A 17,188-nucleotide genomic window follows, 5' to 3' on the forward strand; every position below is an offset into this window, starting at 1 on the left:
CTGATTAAAGTGAGGGGTTGTTTTTAACATATTGACTAAGTGGTTTTTGATAAAGCTCTCCTTTGAAGGTACCTGTATTGAAGTATTCAGCTAATTGGTAACCAATGAATGGGCCAGTAGTGAGTCCTGATGAACCAAGTCCGCTAGCAACCACAAGGTGGGGCATTTCTGGCAAAGGGCCAAAAAACGGAGCGAAATCGGATGTATAAGCACGTGTACCGACGCGGTAATGCATGGGTTGCTTAAAAAGCTGCTCTGCTTCTTTTAGAAATGGCGCAGTCCCAGAAGTTAGTTGTTGAAAAGCGCTAGCAGTCTCTTCTAAATCCCAGGCTTGTTCATTTTCGTGGGTGGCACCTAATAAAATTTTTCCTTGATTAAAAGGAATTAAATCGGCTTCGCCATCTAACATAGCAACAGGCCATTGCTGACTATTTGTAAAAGGGGTCTCGAAAACTAACAATTGTCCTTTTTGGGGACGAATGTCCACAGATAAATTTAAAGTAGCGAGTAATTCCTTTAAATGAGGACCAGGTGTTAAAGCGAGAAAATCAACGCTCTTTTTTTCTGAATTTGTGACAATTTCCCACCCTTGATTCAGTTGTCGAAAGTGCGCCCGTTGTGAGCAAAAAGTGACCCCTTTAGCTTCGGCGCGTTTCTGAAGATGGTTTAGATAAGCTGGTCCATCTAGGCGACCGCCGCCAGAAATAAAAAGTGAGGGAGTTTCCTTAAGTAGCGGTAAGAACTTCGCTGTTTGAACCGCTGACAACATCGTGATTTCTCCAATTTCGGGTGCAGTTTGCTTACGCTCTTCTGCCAAATGGGCTAAGTCTGCCAAAGCAGCTGCCGGACGCAAAATGACTGTCCCTGATTGACGATAAATATCCTCCGTCAGCTGAAAATCTTTGACTAGCTTTGGAAATAGGGCAGCGCCCTCTCGCGCTAATTGGTACCATTTCTTATTCCGACGTTTGGATAGCCAAGGGGAAATAATCCCAGCGCTCGCTTTAGTCGCTTGGCCGATCCCTTCATCATAAACGGTAATGTCAAATTTTTGTGGATCTAAATAATTAGCTAACGTCATTCCGATAATGCCGCCGCCAATAATGGCAATTTTTTTCATGCTTCTTCTCTCCTTCGAACAGTTGTATTGTAACACAAAAAAACCGCCTCTAGACAGAGACGATTGGGAGATAACTTGTTAACGGGTCCTTCTATGTGTGTAAATAGAATTGCCGCCTTCTAAAACGTGAACAATTTCTTGTGCCATTTCTGCCACAGGCACGGGATCATAGCCAATAAATAAGTTCTTTAAAAAGGGGATTTTCTTAAAAAAATAAATACATTTACTAAAAAGTATGGTGCCGGTACGTTCTTGACCTACAAGTAAACTAGGATAAAAAATCACTGCTTCGGCGACTTCTTGGTGGATTAGTTCCTCCGCTGCCAATTTGGCCTCCATATATTTTCTCAAAGGGAAAGGAACAGTATTGGCTGAAATAAATAAAAACTTAGCTGGCTTTTTTTGTTGTGCTAAAAAAGAGCTGATTTTTTTCACGGGCGTCAGAATTAGCCGTTGATAGGTTTTCTTTTTTCGTGGATTTTCAAATAAAATACCTACTGTATCAATGACCCAGTCAGCACGCTGGACTTGTTCTTGCCAATTCGTGTCACGAGTAACATCGGAGCATACCCACTGCACTTGGTGGCTCCAAGATGCGGAGAGCGTGGTAGGCTTTCCATGACGTGAAACACTGATGACTTGATGTTGGCGTTGGACTAAAATTTTCGCGATTTGTTGACCTAAAAAACCGCTACCGCCAAAAATAATGACTTTCATGGCAAGCCCTCACTTTCAATTGTTTCTTCTAGTGTACCTTAAATAAAAAAAGAAGCAAAAAATCTCGATTGCGCATAGTTTAGTTATAAATAACATAAAAATAACCTTTTTAGATTGTTGAAACACAAAGACCCAACAATGGTTATTTATTGTCGTGAAATAAATAAAAAAATGAACAAAAATGAAATAAATCAGACTAAAGGCCTAGAGAAATGCCCTTGTTTCTTGAATTCAAGCATGGTTAAATAGTTATAAGTGAACGACCGAGCAATTTAGTTTGTTGGGGAAAATAGACAGAATGAGGAGATGAAACGAAGAAAATGAAGAAGAAAACGATAATTATATTGGGGGCAGTTGCGGTAATTGCGGTTGGGGGCATCGTAACTGTGAATGCGTTAAATAAAAATGCACAACAAGTAGCTGTCAAGCAAGCGCCTAAAGATGACTGGGGAATTGACTATTTTGATGTTCCTGACTTGCAACAAATTTATATTAACGGTGTCATCCAACCGGAACAAATGGAAGCCTTTGCGCGTGATCAAAAAATAACAAAGGATCCAGAGATTAAGGTGAAAAACGGCGATGTCGTAGATGCAGGCACAGAACTATTTACTTACGAAGATGAGGCGGTCACAAAAGAAATTGAGGCACAACAAAATAGCTTAGCCAAATTAGAAACGAAGCGGGCGAATATCTATAATAAGTGGAATCGGGCCATTGATAAATTTAATAAAACTAAAGAAGAAGACCGCACGATGTCTGGTGATGATTTAAATGAACAATATCAAACAGAAGTCGATGCAGTAGATGAAGAGATTACCTTCACCAATGAAACCTTAGCGGATTTAGGAGCGAAGCAATATATTTCCACAAAGGCTAATTTCAAAGGTCGCGTATCAATTCCAGAAGTAAAAGATGCCAATTCACCGATTTTACGGTTAACTTCAGAAGATCTTTATTTAGCTGGGAAAGTGAATGAAAAGGACTTGACTAAAATTAGTGTTGGGCAAAAAGCTAAACTAACTTCTGTTTCCAATAATGTGGTTGTGGATGGCTCAATTTCTTACATCGATGATAATCCTCCTGAAGGCAACAGCGATGCCGCGAGTGGCAATCCAGAGGGCGGCACAACGATGTCTAGTTATAGCGTCAAAATTGCGTTGGCCAATTTAGACAAAGTCAAAAATGGCTATCATATGCAAGCAACCATTGATTTAGGCGATTTAGGGGCGATTGAGTTACCGAAAAAAGCGATTCAAAAAGAGGGTGAACAGGCCTACGTTTTAGTGAATGATTTTGGAACCATCATTCGTCGTGATGTCCAAGTCGGGCAAGAAAATGGCGACAAAATGGCGATTGAATCTGGCTTAGAATCAGCCGACCGAGTGGTTATTTCTTCAAAAAAACCAGTAAAAGTCGGTGATATTGTTGAATCAGATGCAGCGATTGCTTCTGATGAATCAGCAACCAACGAATCACTGACAGATGCGTCGAAATAGGAGGGCTTGATGGTGGAAGCAAACAATACAAATCAACCCCTCATTGAATTGCGGGACATTAACAAGTTCTATCCAGTAGGTAAGGAAAAACTACATGTTTTAAAAGAATTGAACTTGACCATCCATCAAGGAGAGTTCATTTTAATCATGGGGAAGTCCGGCAGCGGTAAGACAACGCTGATGAACATTATTGGTTTCTTGGATCGCTTAACAGACGGAAGTTATCATTTCTCAGGAACAGATGTTTCAAAATTGTCTGAAAATAAAAAATCAGCCTTTCGCAATGAATATCTAGGGTTTATTTTTCAACAATTTTTCTTGATTAATTCCTTAAATGTTAGTCAAAATGTTCAATTGCCCTGTGTTTATGAAGGGAAAAAAAGCCGCGCTGAGAAAAAAGCGATTGCTGAAAAATACCTAAAAATTGTCGGTTTGGAAACAAAAGCCAAATCAAAAGTTACTGAACTTTCTGGAGGACAGCAACAAAGAGTAGCCATTGCTCGTTCCTTGGTGAATGATCCATTATTGATTATGGCTGATGAACCGACTGGGGCATTGGATAGTGAAACGGGTACAGAAATTATGGAATTATTGAAAGAATTGAATGAACAGGGCAAAACAATTGTCATGGTGACACATGATGAAGATATGAAAAAATATGCCTCACGAGTGATTCATATGAAAGATGGTCGCTTTTTGGAAGAAGAGGTGATTAGATGATTGCTAATTTATTTGTTAGTACTTTTTTAAGCTTAAAGGCACATAAGTTGCGGGTATTTTTAACGATGGTCGGGATTATTATTGGGATTACATCAGTCGTAACGATTTCTGCGCTAGGTGAAGGGATGAAGCGTCAAGTTGTGAAGGCATCCAGTGCAGTGAACGCGGATGTTTTGAAGATTCATTATACAATGTCAGATGGTAGCAGTGACAATTTTATGTCCTATGAAGAGCCAGATTATACGTTTAGCCGAGTGGACTTGAAAAAATTACAAGACATTCAAGGAATTGAAAGTATTTATCCTCAATATGGTGAATCAATGATGGGGGGCGGAGACAATTTGTTTGTACCAATGGATTATTTTGGGGCGCAGGCGAATTTATCCATTACGTCGACTAAAGGGCAGAATGATATTTTATATGGTCGTGATTTTCAACCGAGCGATGCAAATACAGATGCGATTGTCTTAAATCATGATATCTTTGAAGCGCAAATTCGGCTTGATGATCCTAGCCAACTCATTGGAAAAGCTGTTTCAATTGGTGGTTATATGTACAAGGTGATTGGTATTTTAGCACCAAAAGATTTAGATAGTTTGGGCATGAACGATGATTGGGCAACTGCTATGAGTAGTTTTGTTTCTCGAGAATCATATAATAAATTAGCGAAAACAAAAGCAATTAGCGGCATCAATATTAAAGTTCGTGAGGGAGCGGACCGTGAAGCAATTTTAGGACAGGCAATCACTATTTTAAGTGAAAATCATCCTGAAGTGAAAGGAACGTTTAAAGAAAACGACCAAGACCAACAACTCCAACAACAAATGGAAGAAATGGTCACGGGTATGACAATGTTTCTGATGGCAATTACTGCAATCTCCCTATTAGTCGGGGGGATTGGCGTCATGAACATCATGTATGTGTCTGTCACGGAACGGAAACGAGAAATCGGGATTCGTCGGGCCATTGGTGCTAAACCACGAGTCATTTTATTCCAATTTTTAATGGAAGCAGCGTTTATCACATTGATTGGTGGTTTGATTGGTGTCGGCTGCGGCTACTTATTGGCAACTGTGGTCGGTGGGTATATTTCGATTACGCCAATTATTACGCCGTCCATCTTTGCTATTTCAACATTGGTTTCGGTCTTCACAGGTATCTTTTTCGGGATTATTCCAGCAATTGGTGCCTCGAGGATGGATCCGATTAAAGCGATTTATAATTAAAAAGAAGAGCTTGGTAGTCACATCTTTTTTGATGATCCTATCAAGCTCGCTTTTTTATTTCATGTCACTAAGAATTTTCTGAATCAATTCTTGTTGAAACTCTTTGGTATATTGTTCGGTGAGTTTCGCTTGTTCTTCTTGGGACATTGATGGATTCGCCATCATAGCAGCCATCATTTTTTTGCCAACTGTTTCAGTCCCTTCTTTTTTGATATCAGCGGCATGTTGTTCCATATATTCGCCTAATTTTTTGGCTTGATCAGCACTTAAAACTAGCCAGTCACTAGCAACGTTGAAGGTGTTTTCTTGTTTTGCAAATTGGTTATCGTTGTCAGCAAGGCCAAATAGTGTTTTGGCCCAAGACTCTTGATAAGACCATTTCGTTGTTTTTTGGACTAATGTGGCTTTTTGAGCATCTTTTTGAACTGTGTTTGTGACATTTTCCGTTCCTGTTTTTTGTAGTTTCTTTTTATCTGGTGTGTTATATAAATAAACTTTTTCGGAACCATCGCCCAACGGCTGGTACAATAACATGTTGGGGCCATCTTTGCTTGAACTACTGCTTTTTAGTTCAAACGTTTTGTCCTGAGTAACTTCGGTCATACCAAAATGATCTTTATCGTTTAAAACGATAAGACTTAACGAAGCTAAGAACCCTAAACCAAAAATAACCATACAGAATTTATGCCAGACTTTTCGGCCAAATACATTCGTATAGGCAAAGCCTAACACGCAAAGGATTAAAAGGAAAATAATCATTATTTCATTGCACCTACTTCCTTAACAGGCATCGCTTCTTTTTTATTTAAGAAGAAAGTAATCGCCAAGCCGAGAACGCCAAAGATTGTTGCCACGAAGAAGGCTGCGTGATAACCGTTTAATGTTGCGTTTGTTGCTTGATCGCGATAAGCGAGTGGGGCTGTTTTTAATAAGTCCGATGCAGGTAAGCCGTCTTTGGTAACATTTGTTAAAACACTAATCAAAACAGCTGTTCCAATTGAGCTGGCTACTTGTCGGAAGGTGTTGTTTACAGCAGTTCCGTGACTTAATAAATTCATTGGTAAAGCATTCATGCCAGAAGTTGTCACAGGCATCATGACCATCGAAATACCAAACATCCGAATCGCATATAGGACAATGATATAAATAATAGGTGTTGCTTTTGTTAAGAAAGCAAACGGTAACGTTGCAGCTGTTAAAATAAACATCCCAGTAATCGCAAGACGACGGGCACCAATTTTATCAAAAATGCGACCAGTTACTGGCATCATAAGTCCCATGACTAACGCTCCTGGTAAAAGCATTAACCCTGAATGGAAGGCAGATTCGCCACGAATATTTTGGATATACAAAGGTAAAACCATTTCGGCGCCAATCATTGCCATGTTGGTTACGCCAGATAAAATGGCCGCAACAGTAAAGACTTTTGATTTAAAAACGCGTAGTTCTAAGAAAGGTTGTTCTAAATGCAATTGTCGATATGTAAAAAGACATAAAACAATCGCACCAACAATTAAGAATCCATAGACTTGCGGGCTACCCCAACCTTTATCACCAACGCTTGAGAAACCGTAAAGTAAGCTACCAAAGCCGAGAGTAGAAAGAATGACCGATAAGACATCGATACTTGGATTAGATAATTGAATGACATTTTTCATTAAAAATGAAGCTAAAATTAGGACTAAAACGACAATTGGAATGACCATCCCAAAAAGGTCACGCCATGTATAAGAATCAATAATCCAACCAGATAATGTTGGACCTAAAGCGGGTGCTAATCCGATAACAATTCCCGTTGTGCCCATGGCAGCGCCACGTTTTTCAGGCGGGAAAATTGAAAGCATAATTGTTTGTAAAAGAGGCATAGATACACCGACCCCTGCGGCTTGAACAAGACGTCCAGTCAATAACATGCCGAAGTCTTGCGCTACAAAACAGATGATGGTTCCGATTAAGAACGTTGACATCGCTGTTATGTATAATTTTTTTGAACTGAATTTGTTAATCAACCAAGCACTGATGGGAATCATAATGCCGTTCACAAGTAGGAATCCAGTGGTTAGCCACTGTACACTTGAAGCTGAGATATCAAATTCTTTCATTAATGTAGGTAAGGCCGTCGTTAAAAGCGTTTGGTTTAAAATCGTACAAAATGTTCCGATTAGTAAAACACCGACTAGTAACGACCGGTTATAAGGTTTTCCGTGAATATCCACAGGTTGTTGTGAAGTCACATATATCGCTCCTTTTTCTGTAAGTTTCAAATTAAATTGCATTAACTACTTTACAACTAATTAGAATCTTTGTCAACTTACTTGACAAAGGTGTAAAAAAAACTACAATTAAGGAAAGGATAAGGGAAAGGAAGTTAAACTAATGTGGTCAAAAATGATTCAGCGTTTGTTAAATGAAGAAAATTTGTTGATAGGAATTAGTGAACTAAGTGAAATTGCTGAAGTTTCGCCACGTCAACTTCGTTATTGGGAAGAAAAAGGGTATATTTCTTCTATTGCGAAAGACGCAAACGGTCCACGGAAATATCGGTTACATACAGTCGTCAAAGTGCATTGGATCAAGCGTTTTTTAGATGAAGGATATACGTTACAAAGTGCGGTGGAAAAAGCAGAAGAGCAGCATCGTAATGTGGGGATGACGAAAAAAATCTTTAGTCAAATGTTTCATGGTATCTCAGAAGTTTGTCCCAATTACGTAGCGATTGATTTGGGCGATTTCGATGAAGAACAAAAATTATATGTTGTATTTAATGAAACCACAGAAGTCAGTGAGTATCTTTTAATTCCTAAGGATGCAGATGTTTCTGATGAGTTAAAGAAAAGAAAATAAGAATGAAATAGGACTGGGAGAAAGACCTGAAGTGAAAGTAAAACGTTACTGAATGAATCTTCGAGTTCTTTTTTTCTTGCAATTTCTTTATTTTTCTATATAATTTCTTATATGGAAAAGGAGGGTTTCGATGAAAGAAACAAAACCTTACGGAACAGTCTTGTTAAAAGCGGCTAAAATCATGGACTGTCTAAGTTTACAACCCGATCAAACCTTACAGGAAATTGCAAAGAATACCGAAATGACGGCATCAACGGCAATCAAAATTTTAGAAACCTTAACATTAATTGGCTATGTTCAAAAAGACACGAACAAGACGTACCGCTTAGGAACAAAATTGATTCGCTATGCGAATCAAAGTGTGGAGCAAATCGATTTAGCTGAAATTGCGGTACCTTATTTAGAAAACCTTCAAAATACGGTCGATGAAACCATTCATTTAGGGATTTTAAATAATAATGAAATTCTGTATATCAATAAATTAGAACCGAAAAATCAAACGATTCGCATGTCCTCGAAAGTGGGAATTACTCGACCTTTGTATAATTCGGCCATGGGTAAAGCCGTTTTAGCAGAATTTTCGGAAGAACAAGTGCAACAATATTTAGACACGCAGACATTAATTCCCTATACCGAAAATACGATTACCAATCCCTTGCGTTTGAAAAAAGAATTAAAACAAGTGCAACAAACGGGGGTTGCTTACGATGATGAAGAAATTGAACAAGATATTTTCTGTAGCGGAGTATCTTTAATGAAAGATGGCGAAATTGCGGGTGCTTTTAGTGTAAGCATGCCGAAATATCGTTTGACAGAGGAAAATAAAACGACGATTAATCAAGCCCTTTTGGCAACAAAAGCAGCGATTGAAGCGAAATTATAGTAGAAAAAGAAAGACAAACAAAAGTCGATTGGGATTTTTGTTTGTCTTTCTTTTTTTATTTTTGTAAAAACGTTTGCATTTTCTTTTTTTATCTGTATAATGAAGTTGTGAATTTCTTTATAATAAATATATATTTCTAAATAAGAAATGAGGGAGTCTGTTGAAGCGAGTATCAATTTTACAAAAATTAGAAAATGCTGGCGTGATTGCTGTGGTTCGCGGAAAGACAAAAGAGGAAGCGCTAAAAGCTAGTCAAGCCATTGTAGCAGGCGGTATGCGGGGGATTGAGTTAACCTTTACTGTTCCTCAAGCAACAGAAGTGATTCAGGAATTAGTTGCGTTATACCAAGAGAATCCTGACGTAGTCATTGGTGCGGGGACAGTTTTGGATGCTACGACTGCTCGTTTAGCTATTGTAGCAGGGGCTGAATATATTGTGAGTCCAAGCTTCGATGAAGAAACCGCTAAAATTTGCAATTTATATCAAGTTCCTTACTTGCCAGGCTGTATGACCATCACAGAAATGAAAGAAGCACTGAAAAGCGGAGCAGATATTATTAAACTATTTCCGGGAAGTGTTTATGGACCGAGTGTTATTTCAGCATTTAAAGCGCCATTGCCTCAGTTAAATATTATGCCAACGGGTGGTGTCAGTTTGGAAAATATGGCCGAGTGGTTCGCTGCAGGTGTGACGGCCGTCGGTGTTGGTGGCAATCTGTTAGCGCCAGCAGCAACTGGGGATTTTGAAAAAGTTCGTGAGGTTGCCCAAGCCTATATGGAAAAATTCCAAGCAATCAAAGGGGTGTAGGCACATGGGGAAAGTCGTAACATTGGGAGAAATCATGTTGCGTTTGTCTACGCCTGTCGGAATACGCGTAGCACAAACAGAAAATTTCGCTGTACATTACGGCGGTGGTGAAGCGAATGTAGCGATTTCGTTAGCGAACTATGGCCACCAAGTGACTTTTGCTAGTAAAGTGCCCGATAATTCATTAGGAGAAGCCGCCAAAAAGCATTTAAGTCGTTATGGGGTTTCAACGGAATTTGTACGAACTGGCGGAACACGTCTAGGAACGTATTACTTGGAAACTGGTACAGGAGAACGAGCAGCCAGTGTTGTCTATGATCGCGCCTATTCAAGCTTTGCTCAAATCGAAGAAATGGAATGGGACTTACATGAGCTGTTTTCAGGAGTAGAGATCTTTCATATTTCAGGGATTACAGCGGCGTTATCAAAAAATTGGCAAAGTATGACGGTTGCGTTAGTTAAAGCAGCGAAGCAAGCAGGGTGCCAAGTAAGTTTTGACATTAATTATCGAGGGAAACTTTGGTCCCAGAAAGAAGCGAGCGTGGCATTGAAGTCCATTCTTCCATTTGTTGATATTTGTTCAGCTGGGGTATTAGATGCTCGTTATTTATTGGAGATTCCAGAACCAGAGGAAGAACTTGAAGACGCATTAACGTGGTACTACCGAAAAATGCAAGAACGTTATCCCAACATTCAAGTATTTTATTCAACCAAACGTCAAGTTCATTCAGCGACAGATAATGAATTAATCGGAACGCTATGGTACAAAGGTGCGTATTATACGTCCAAATGTCATCGATTACAACCGATTGTTGACCGTGTCGGTGCCGGTGATGCGTTTGCTGGTGGGGTTTTACATGGCATATTAGCTGCCTATGATCCACAAACCTGCATTGATTTTGCGACAGCGGCTAGTGCGTTAAAACATACTGTCCATGGTGATTGTAATCAATTTAGTCAAAAAGAAGTCCTTGCTTTTTTGGCAACGGGCTCAGGAAAAATAAATAGATAGGAGATTTTAGTTATGCAAAATATGGAAACACGTTATACACATAGTCCGGCGGATATCCGTCACTATTCAACAGAACAATTGAGAGATGAATTTTTAGTAGAGAAAGTTTTTATTCCAGGTGCAATCAGCTTAACCTACACACATAATGATCGGATGATTTTTGGTGGTGTGACACCGACCACAGAAGAATTAGAAATTATTTTGGACAAAGAATTAGGGGTTGACTATTTCTTAGAACGCCGTGAACTAGGGGTTATTAATATTGGGGGACCAGGCTTTATTGAAATTGATGGCGCCAAAGAAACAATGAAAAAACAAGATGGCTATTATATTGGGAAAGAAACAAAACATGTTCGTTTTTCTTCAGAAAACCCTGATAATCCAGCGAAATTTTACATTAGTTGTGTCCCAGCACATCATAAATATCCGAACGTAAAAATTAGTATTGATGAAATTACCCCAATGGAAACGGGTGATCCATTAACATTGAACCAACGTAAAATTTACCAATACATTCATCCGAACGTTTGTGAAAGTTGCCAGTTACAAATGGGTTACACCATTTTAGAACCAGGTAGCGCTTGGAATACAATGCCTTGTCATACACATGAACGTCGTATGGAAGCGTATGTTTATTTTGATATGGAAGAAGATACGCGGATTTTCCACATGATGGGTAAACCAGACGAAACGAAACATTTAGTAATGAGTAATGAACAAGCAGCTATTTCACCAAGCTGGTCAATTCATTCTGGGGTTGGTACAAGTAATTATTCCTTTATTTGGGCCATGTGCGGAGAAAATATTACGTACACAGACATGGATATGGTTGCAATGGATCAATTAAAATAAACCAAAGAAAGAGGAGAAAACATGGAATTTAAAATGAATGATTTTCAATTAGATGGAAAAGTAGTGTTAATTACAGGTGCTGTTTATGGGATTGGCTTTGAGATTGCGAAATCCCTAGCTGAAGCAGGAGCAACAATTGTTTTTAATAACTTATCTCCTGAATCAGTTGAACAAGGCTTGGAAAATTATCGGGCCGCAGGGATTGAAGCACGTGGTTATGTGTGTGATGTCACTGATGAAGAGCAAGTTCAAGCGATGGTCGCTCAGATTAAAGAAGAAGTCGGCTCTATTGATATTTTAGTCAATAATGCGGGAATTATTAAACGAATTCCAATGGTGGATATGTCAGCAGAAGAGTTCCGTCAAGTGATTGATGTTGACTTGAATGCGCCATTTATTATGGCAAAAGCGGTTATTCCAGATATGATTGAAAAGGGTCATGGCAAAATTATCAATATCTGTTCAATGATGAGTGAACTAGGTCGTGAAACAGTTAGTGCGTACGCGGCAGCAAAAGGCGGACTAAAAATGTTAACGAAAAATATTGCTTCTGAATATGGACAATATAATATTCAATGTAATGGGATTGGACCTGGCTACATTGAAACGCCACAGACGGCGCCATTAAGAGAACCAGGGCATCCATTTAACGAATTCATCTTGGGACGAACACCTGCTAATCGTTGGGGCACGCCAGCAGACTTAGCTGGCCCAGCAGTTTTCTTAGCATCTAACGCTTCTGACTTTGTTAACGGACATATCTTATATGTCGATGGTGGAATTTTAGCTTATATTGGAAAACAACCATAAAAAATAAGTAAAAGGAGCGAGACTAGCAATCGCTCCTTTTACTTATGGCTAGCCTTCTACTAAAAACTCACATAAAAGAAAGAAGCAATCGCCACAGCAAATGAAATAATAGCAAACACTAAACTACTCCATAGTCCTAACAGAATAAATGGTGAGGTTCTTTTGCCGCCCTCTTTCTTTAAGTAGGAAAATGTCCGTCCAGTAACAATGAATTGCCAGATACTAATCAATAAAAAAATACCGCCAATTAAGTAACGCATGTCCTCGTCCTCCTTCTATTTAGTATACCACTTGATGAAAACGTTATCAAAACGCTGTATAAAAAAGTTGCCTTTCAAAAAAAGAGAAAGGCAACTTTTTGACGGTTTAACGGACGTCACCCATTAAGTTTTGGATTGGTTTTTTCACAATGAATAAGAGAATCCCAGCAACGACAGCTACAAGTCCGACAATCCCAAAATATGCTGACTCTGTTCCAGGTGTATAGAAACGAGCAATTTGAGCGTTAATGGCTTGTGAAGCGGCATCTGCTAATAACCAAATAGCAACGGTTTGAGCTTCGAAAGCTTTCGGTGCTAATTTTGTAGTAATCGATAAGCCAACGGGAGATAAACACATTTCTCCGACAATCATAATGAAGAAACTAAAGAATAACCAAAGTGGACTCACCCGTCCTTCGGTACCATAAAGTATACCTGGCAACATTAATAAGACGAAGGAAAGACCAGCAAAGACTAGCCCTAGTGAAAACTTCACAACTGTTGATGGTTGACGTTTGCCTAGTTTTGTCCATAATGTAACAAAAATAGGGGTCAAAATAACTACGAATACAGGATTTAATGATTGGAACCAGCTAGCGGCAATCGGGAAGCCAAACAAACTCGTTTGCGTCCGTTCATTTGCAAATAGAGCAAGAATAGACGAACCTTGTTCTTCCAATGACCAGAAAACAATTGCTGCTAAGAATAATGGCAAATAAGCCAGAACTTTTGGTTTTTCTTCAGCAGTGACATCTTTAGACGTTAACATTTTGCTGAAATAATAAACAGGTAACAGGATTCCTAACACGCTGATGGTATTAATAAAGAAATCAATTGTTAAATGTCCTGTGACATAGGCGCCACCAAAAATAAGTAAAGCAACGACAATTGCCAACATAAATGCTTTAGCAAATTTCTTTTGCTCTTCTTTAGACATTGGATTAGTTGGGGCCTGACCAATCCCAGCAAGAGATTTACGTCCTTGGAAATAATATTGTAGTAGCCCGAAGAACATCCCTACTGCGGCAACGGAAAAGCCTAAATGATAATTATATTCTTGTCCTAAAGTTCCGACAACAAGGGGAGCGATTAAGGCTCCGATATTAATCCCCATGTAAAAAATGGAGAAGCCTGCATCTCTACGTAAGTCAGTTTTTGAATAAAGATGGCCAACCATCCCTGAAACGTTTGGTTTTAACATCCCAGTCCCAAATACAATTAACATAATAGAAACGAATAAGGCGGGGACACCAAATGGGGTAGCGAGAACAATATGTCCAGCAATGATTAACAAACCACCAATAAAAACAGTTTTCCTTGAACCTAAGACACGGTCAGAGACCCAACCGCCAATGATACTGGACATGAAAACCATTGATCCATAAATGGACATGATGGCTAAGGCAGTTGCTTTGGGGAGACCTAAACCGCCATTGGCTACGGTATCGTAAATGTAATACATTAGAATAGCACGCATGCCGTAGTAACTGAAACGTTCCCACATTTCTGTGAAGAACAGTGTTGCTAGTCCTTTCGGTTGTCCCAGAAAGGATTTGTCTAATTTCTCAAGTTGTTCTTTGTCACTCATAGATAAAACTCCAATTCTTATAATATTCAGAATATTTGATAATAAAATGACTTAAATGTAGATTCATATATTTTATTACTCATAGATTGGAAAATAGAAAGAGAAAAAACTGATTACGTTTTTAAATAACAAGCGTTCGAGTGATTGTTTGTTTTTTATTCGTGAATTACAATAAAAATGAATATTTATTCTGCTTTATTTTCAATACTTTGTTTTCATAGTTGCTTTAGCTGTTCCTTTTTTGAATAAGATTAAAATGAATAAATAACAAGCAAAATATAAGATTTTTTTTGTTTAACTCTTTTTGTTTCAATAGGAAGTGCTTAGTGTTTTTTCAGAATCGAAAAATGAATACGACAAAAAATTTATCTATATAATAGAAGGAAAAATATAAATAGTGAATGATAAAAAAATTCAAAGAAAACACCTGTTCTTTTTAGGCGTGAGTTTTTGAAAAAAACATTCTTATGTCTAGTATCTTTAACATTTTGTTACTTTTTGACTGAAACGAATGTAAAAAAACCGACATTTAAGGGCTAATCAAGGGTTGGAAAACGGTTTCTCAAAAATAAAATCCTGTTTTTTTAACTTTTTTTCGCAAAATATAAACAGGATAATATCAAGCTTCCAGCAGCTTTTTATTACAAAATGTAACAAAACCGACATTCTAGTAATAAATTGTCACGAGATATTCACCTACGGCCGGCCATTCGATGATAAAGTATGTGAAGTCGTTTCGATAAAGCGAAGCAGACGTGGTTGTTGCCGAGTGCTAAGAGCAACAATCAAATATTTTTAATTACAAAGGAGAAACATACATGAAATCAATCAAAACGATTTTACTTGGAACAACTTTGGCCGCAGGTTTAGGATTATTCTTAGGAACAGACGCAAACGCAGAAAGCTTATATACAGTTAAAGCAGGAGATACTTTATCAACAATTTCTCATCAATTTGCAGGAGACAATAGCTTAATTCAAAAAATTGCTTCTGATAACAAATTGCCAAACCTTGATTTAATTTTTGAAGGAGAACAATTAGTTATTCGTTCAGAAAAAGAAGTTGCTAATACTCCAGCACCAGCTGTAGAAGTTGCACCAGTTCAACAAGTAGTTGAACAACCTGTTGCACAACCAGTACAACAAGAAGTACAACAACCTGTTGCTCAAGAAGTAGCGCAACCAGCAGCACCTGCCGCAAGCAGTGATGCAAAAGAGTGGATCGCACAACGTGAATCTAGTGGTTCTTACGATGCAACAAACGGTCAGTATATCGGTCGTTACCAATTATCTGCCTCTTATTTAAATGGTGACTATTCACCTGCCAACCAAGAACGCGTGGCAGATCAGTACGTAGCAGGTCGCTATGGTTCATGGGATGCAGCTAAATCATTCTGGTTAGCAAATGGTTGGTACTAAAATTAAATAAACGAAGTAATCTAATTACTTATTAAAAACCATAAACAAAAAAACAGTAACCTGTAAAGATTACTGTTTTTTTTGTCGATTTGTTAAGGTACAACGCCCCACGCTCGTCAATTGGTGGTCTGCGTTATATATTTTTGCTTCCCAAACTTGAAGGGTCTTTCCCGAGTGATCGGGCGTCGCAATCACGGTAAGGCTACCATCATGGACACTACGAAGATGATTTACTTGTAAGTCTATGCCGACAGCAAAAGTGTTTTCAGGAACGTTTTCGTTCGCACCTAAACTACAGGCAGTTTCAATTAAGACGCCGTTTAAGCCCCCGTGGACAAAGCCATAGGGTTGTTTATGCACGTCTTTTACCGCTAAAGTAAGCTGACATTTCTCAGCAGAAACGTGTTGAATCGTGATACCTAAATACTCTAAAAGATGAATAGTAATCAGTCCTTTCTAATAAAAGAGAGAATAAAAGGTTTTTTATTTATTATACAGGAATGAAGAAAATTTGAAATAGCCATGTTTTTTCTTAAAATTCAAGCGACTTTTTCTCTAAAGTGCCGATTCTTGTGTATAATAGAAAAGATGAGATTAATGAAGGAGGTTTCCTAATGAGAAACTGGACAACAATTAAAGAATATGATGAAATTTTATTTGAGCAAGAAGGCAAAGTAGCAAAAATTACTATCAACCGCCCGCATGTTCACAACGCATTCACACCAAAAACAGTCATGGAAATGATTGATGCATTCAACATTAGTCGTGATAAAGAAGATGTCGGGGTTATTATTTTAACAGGCGCAGGTGACCAAGCATTCTGTTCTGGTGGCGATCAAAAAGTTCGAGGTAATGGTGGTTACGTTGGCGAAGACAACATTCCACGTTTAAATGTGTTAGATTTACAACGGTTAATCCGTGTCATTCCCAAACCAGTCATCGCAATGGTGAAAGGCTGGTCCATTGGCGGCGGCAATGTTTTACAATTAGTTTGTGATTTAACAATTGCGGCGGAAAATGCTAAGTTTGGGCAAACAGGACCAAATGTCGGTAGCTTTGATGGTGGATACGGCTCAGGTTACTTGGCGCGCGTTATCGGCCATAAAAAAGCGAAAGAAGTTTGGTTTATGTGTAAACAGTATTCTGCTCAAGAAGCTTTAGATATGGGCTGGATTAATACGGTTGTTCCATTGGATCAAGTAGAAGATGTGACAATGGAGTGGGCAGAAGAAATGTTAACCAAAAGCCCGATTGCTTTACGGATGATTAAAGCCTCTTTAAATGCCGATACAGATGGCTTGGCTGGTGTGCAACAATTAGCTGGTGATGCGACACTTCTTTACTATACAATGGCTGAAGCACAAGAAGGCCGAGATGCATTTAAAGAAAAACGGACACCAGATTTCGATCAATTCCCTAAATTCCCATAAA

The 17,188-nt window shown here is 38.6% G+C and carries 18 protein-coding genes; 11 read left to right on the top strand and 7 right to left on the bottom strand.

What is annotated here, in order from left to right; all coding sequences use genetic code 11:
- Nucleotides 1-4: 4 nt before the first annotated feature.
- Nucleotides 5-1,120 carry an NAD(P)/FAD-dependent oxidoreductase gene (locus tag IGK96_RS01625; protein WP_010707863.1) on the bottom strand — a complete coding sequence of 372 codons (1,116 nt, stop codon included), beginning with the start codon at nucleotides 1,118-1,120 and terminating at the stop codon, nucleotides 5-7.
- Nucleotides 1,121-1,198: 78 nt separating this feature from the next.
- Nucleotides 1,199-1,837 carry an NAD(P)H-binding protein gene (locus IGK96_RS01630; RefSeq protein WP_002397545.1) on the bottom strand — a complete coding sequence of 213 codons (639 nt, stop codon included), beginning with the start codon at nucleotides 1,835-1,837 and terminating at the stop codon, nucleotides 1,199-1,201.
- Between the two features lie 320 nt (nucleotides 1,838-2,157).
- Here IGK96_RS01630 and IGK96_RS01635 point away from each other — a divergent pair, with 320 nt between their 5' ends.
- The 3 genes from IGK96_RS01635 to IGK96_RS01645 are packed head-to-tail and all read left to right on the top strand — an operon-like array spanning nucleotide 2,158 to nucleotide 5,282.
- Nucleotides 2,158-3,336 (top strand): efflux RND transporter periplasmic adaptor subunit, encoded by a 1,179-nt coding sequence (locus IGK96_RS01635; RefSeq protein WP_002366099.1) that lies wholly within the window; start codon nucleotides 2,158-2,160, stop codon nucleotides 3,334-3,336.
- 9 nt (nucleotides 3,337-3,345) lie between these two features.
- Entirely contained in the window at nucleotides 3,346-4,056 is a 711-nt protein-coding gene (locus IGK96_RS01640) for an ABC transporter ATP-binding protein (protein WP_002383683.1), read from the top strand.
- Entirely contained in the window at nucleotides 4,053-5,282 is a 1,230-nt protein-coding gene (locus IGK96_RS01645) for an ABC transporter permease (RefSeq protein ID WP_002355288.1), read from the top strand. Before IGK96_RS01640 ends, IGK96_RS01645 begins: the two co-directional genes overlap by 4 nt.
- A 54-nt stretch (nucleotides 5,283-5,336) precedes the next feature.
- On the opposite strand, the gene IGK96_RS01650 is transcribed toward IGK96_RS01645, so the two are convergent.
- On the bottom strand, nucleotides 5,337-6,041 hold the full coding sequence (locus tag IGK96_RS01650; RefSeq protein ID WP_002361178.1) for a DUF4811 domain-containing protein: 705 nt from the start codon (nucleotides 6,039-6,041) through the stop codon (nucleotides 5,337-5,339).
- Entirely contained in the window at nucleotides 6,041-7,558 is a 1,518-nt protein-coding gene (locus IGK96_RS01655) for an MDR family MFS transporter (protein WP_002389910.1), read from the bottom strand. The genes IGK96_RS01650 and IGK96_RS01655 overlap by 1 nt, the downstream gene beginning before the upstream one ends.
- Nucleotides 7,559-7,658: 100 nt before the next feature.
- Between IGK96_RS01655 and IGK96_RS01660 the strand changes: the two genes are divergently transcribed.
- The 6 genes from IGK96_RS01660 to IGK96_RS01685 all read left to right on the top strand — a co-directional run bounded on the left by IGK96_RS01660 (nucleotide 7,659) and on the right by IGK96_RS01685 (nucleotide 12,491).
- Nucleotides 7,659-8,126 carry a MerR family transcriptional regulator gene (locus IGK96_RS01660; protein WP_002383688.1) on the top strand — a complete coding sequence of 156 codons (468 nt, stop codon included), beginning with the start codon at nucleotides 7,659-7,661 and terminating at the stop codon, nucleotides 8,124-8,126.
- A 130-nt stretch (nucleotides 8,127-8,256) separates the two neighbouring features.
- Nucleotides 8,257-9,009: an IclR family transcriptional regulator gene (locus IGK96_RS01665; protein WP_002355294.1), complete on the top strand. Its 753-nt coding sequence runs from the start codon at nucleotides 8,257-8,259 to the stop codon at nucleotides 9,007-9,009.
- A 160-nt stretch (nucleotides 9,010-9,169) separates the two neighbouring features.
- A complete protein-coding gene (locus tag IGK96_RS01670; RefSeq protein ID WP_002367887.1) occupies nucleotides 9,170-9,817 on the top strand; it encodes a bifunctional 4-hydroxy-2-oxoglutarate aldolase/2-dehydro-3-deoxy-phosphogluconate aldolase in 648 nt (215 codons plus the stop codon).
- 4 nt (nucleotides 9,818-9,821) lie between these two features.
- Nucleotides 9,822-10,829 carry a sugar kinase gene (locus IGK96_RS01675; protein WP_010820631.1) on the top strand — a complete coding sequence of 336 codons (1,008 nt, stop codon included), beginning with the start codon at nucleotides 9,822-9,824 and terminating at the stop codon, nucleotides 10,827-10,829.
- Nucleotides 10,830-10,841: 12 nt separating this feature from the next.
- The gene (gene kduI / locus IGK96_RS01680) at nucleotides 10,842-11,681 is read left to right on the top strand and encodes a 5-dehydro-4-deoxy-D-glucuronate isomerase (RefSeq protein ID WP_002355301.1); all 840 of its coding nucleotides are present in this window, start codon (nucleotides 10,842-10,844) and stop codon (nucleotides 11,679-11,681) included.
- Between the two features lie 21 nt (nucleotides 11,682-11,702).
- On the top strand, nucleotides 11,703-12,491 hold the full coding sequence (locus tag IGK96_RS01685; RefSeq protein ID WP_438755761.1) for a gluconate 5-dehydrogenase: 789 nt from the start codon (nucleotides 11,703-11,705) through the stop codon (nucleotides 12,489-12,491).
- Between the two features lie 59 nt (nucleotides 12,492-12,550).
- Here the strand turns inward: IGK96_RS01685 and IGK96_RS01690 are convergent, their stop codons facing one another.
- Nucleotides 12,551-12,751, bottom strand: a complete 201-nt coding sequence (locus IGK96_RS01690; RefSeq protein WP_002355314.1) for a hypothetical protein — start codon at nucleotides 12,749-12,751, stop codon at nucleotides 12,551-12,553.
- Nucleotides 12,752-12,857: 106 nt separating this feature from the next.
- Nucleotides 12,858-14,339: a peptide MFS transporter gene (locus IGK96_RS01695; RefSeq protein ID WP_002383692.1), complete on the bottom strand. Its 1,482-nt coding sequence runs from the start codon at nucleotides 14,337-14,339 to the stop codon at nucleotides 12,858-12,860.
- Nucleotides 14,340-15,157: 818 nt separating this feature from the next.
- Between IGK96_RS01695 and IGK96_RS01700 the strand changes: the two genes are divergently transcribed.
- Complete coding sequence (locus IGK96_RS01700; protein ID WP_002355317.1) at nucleotides 15,158-15,757, top strand: LysM peptidoglycan-binding domain-containing protein; 600 nt, start codon at nucleotides 15,158-15,160, stop codon at nucleotides 15,755-15,757.
- A gap of 69 nt (nucleotides 15,758-15,826) precedes the next feature.
- Here IGK96_RS01700 and IGK96_RS01705 read toward each other — a convergent pair whose 3' ends face one another.
- Complete coding sequence (locus IGK96_RS01705; RefSeq protein WP_438756289.1) at nucleotides 15,827-16,207, bottom strand: PaaI family thioesterase; 381 nt, start codon at nucleotides 16,205-16,207, stop codon at nucleotides 15,827-15,829.
- Nucleotides 16,208-16,317: 110 nt separating this feature from the next.
- On the opposite strand from IGK96_RS01705, the gene menB reads away from it, so the two are divergent.
- The gene (menB, locus tag IGK96_RS01710) at nucleotides 16,318-17,187 is read left to right on the top strand and encodes a 1,4-dihydroxy-2-naphthoyl-CoA synthase (RefSeq protein ID WP_002383695.1); all 870 of its coding nucleotides are present in this window, start codon (nucleotides 16,318-16,320) and stop codon (nucleotides 17,185-17,187) included.
- The last annotated feature ends 1 nt before the right edge of the window (nucleotide 17,188 follow it).

Origin of the sequence: Enterococcus sp. DIV0682, from assembly GCF_051712685.1 — a bacterium.
GTDB lineage: Bacteria > Bacillota > Bacilli > Lactobacillales > Enterococcaceae > Enterococcus > Enterococcus faecalis.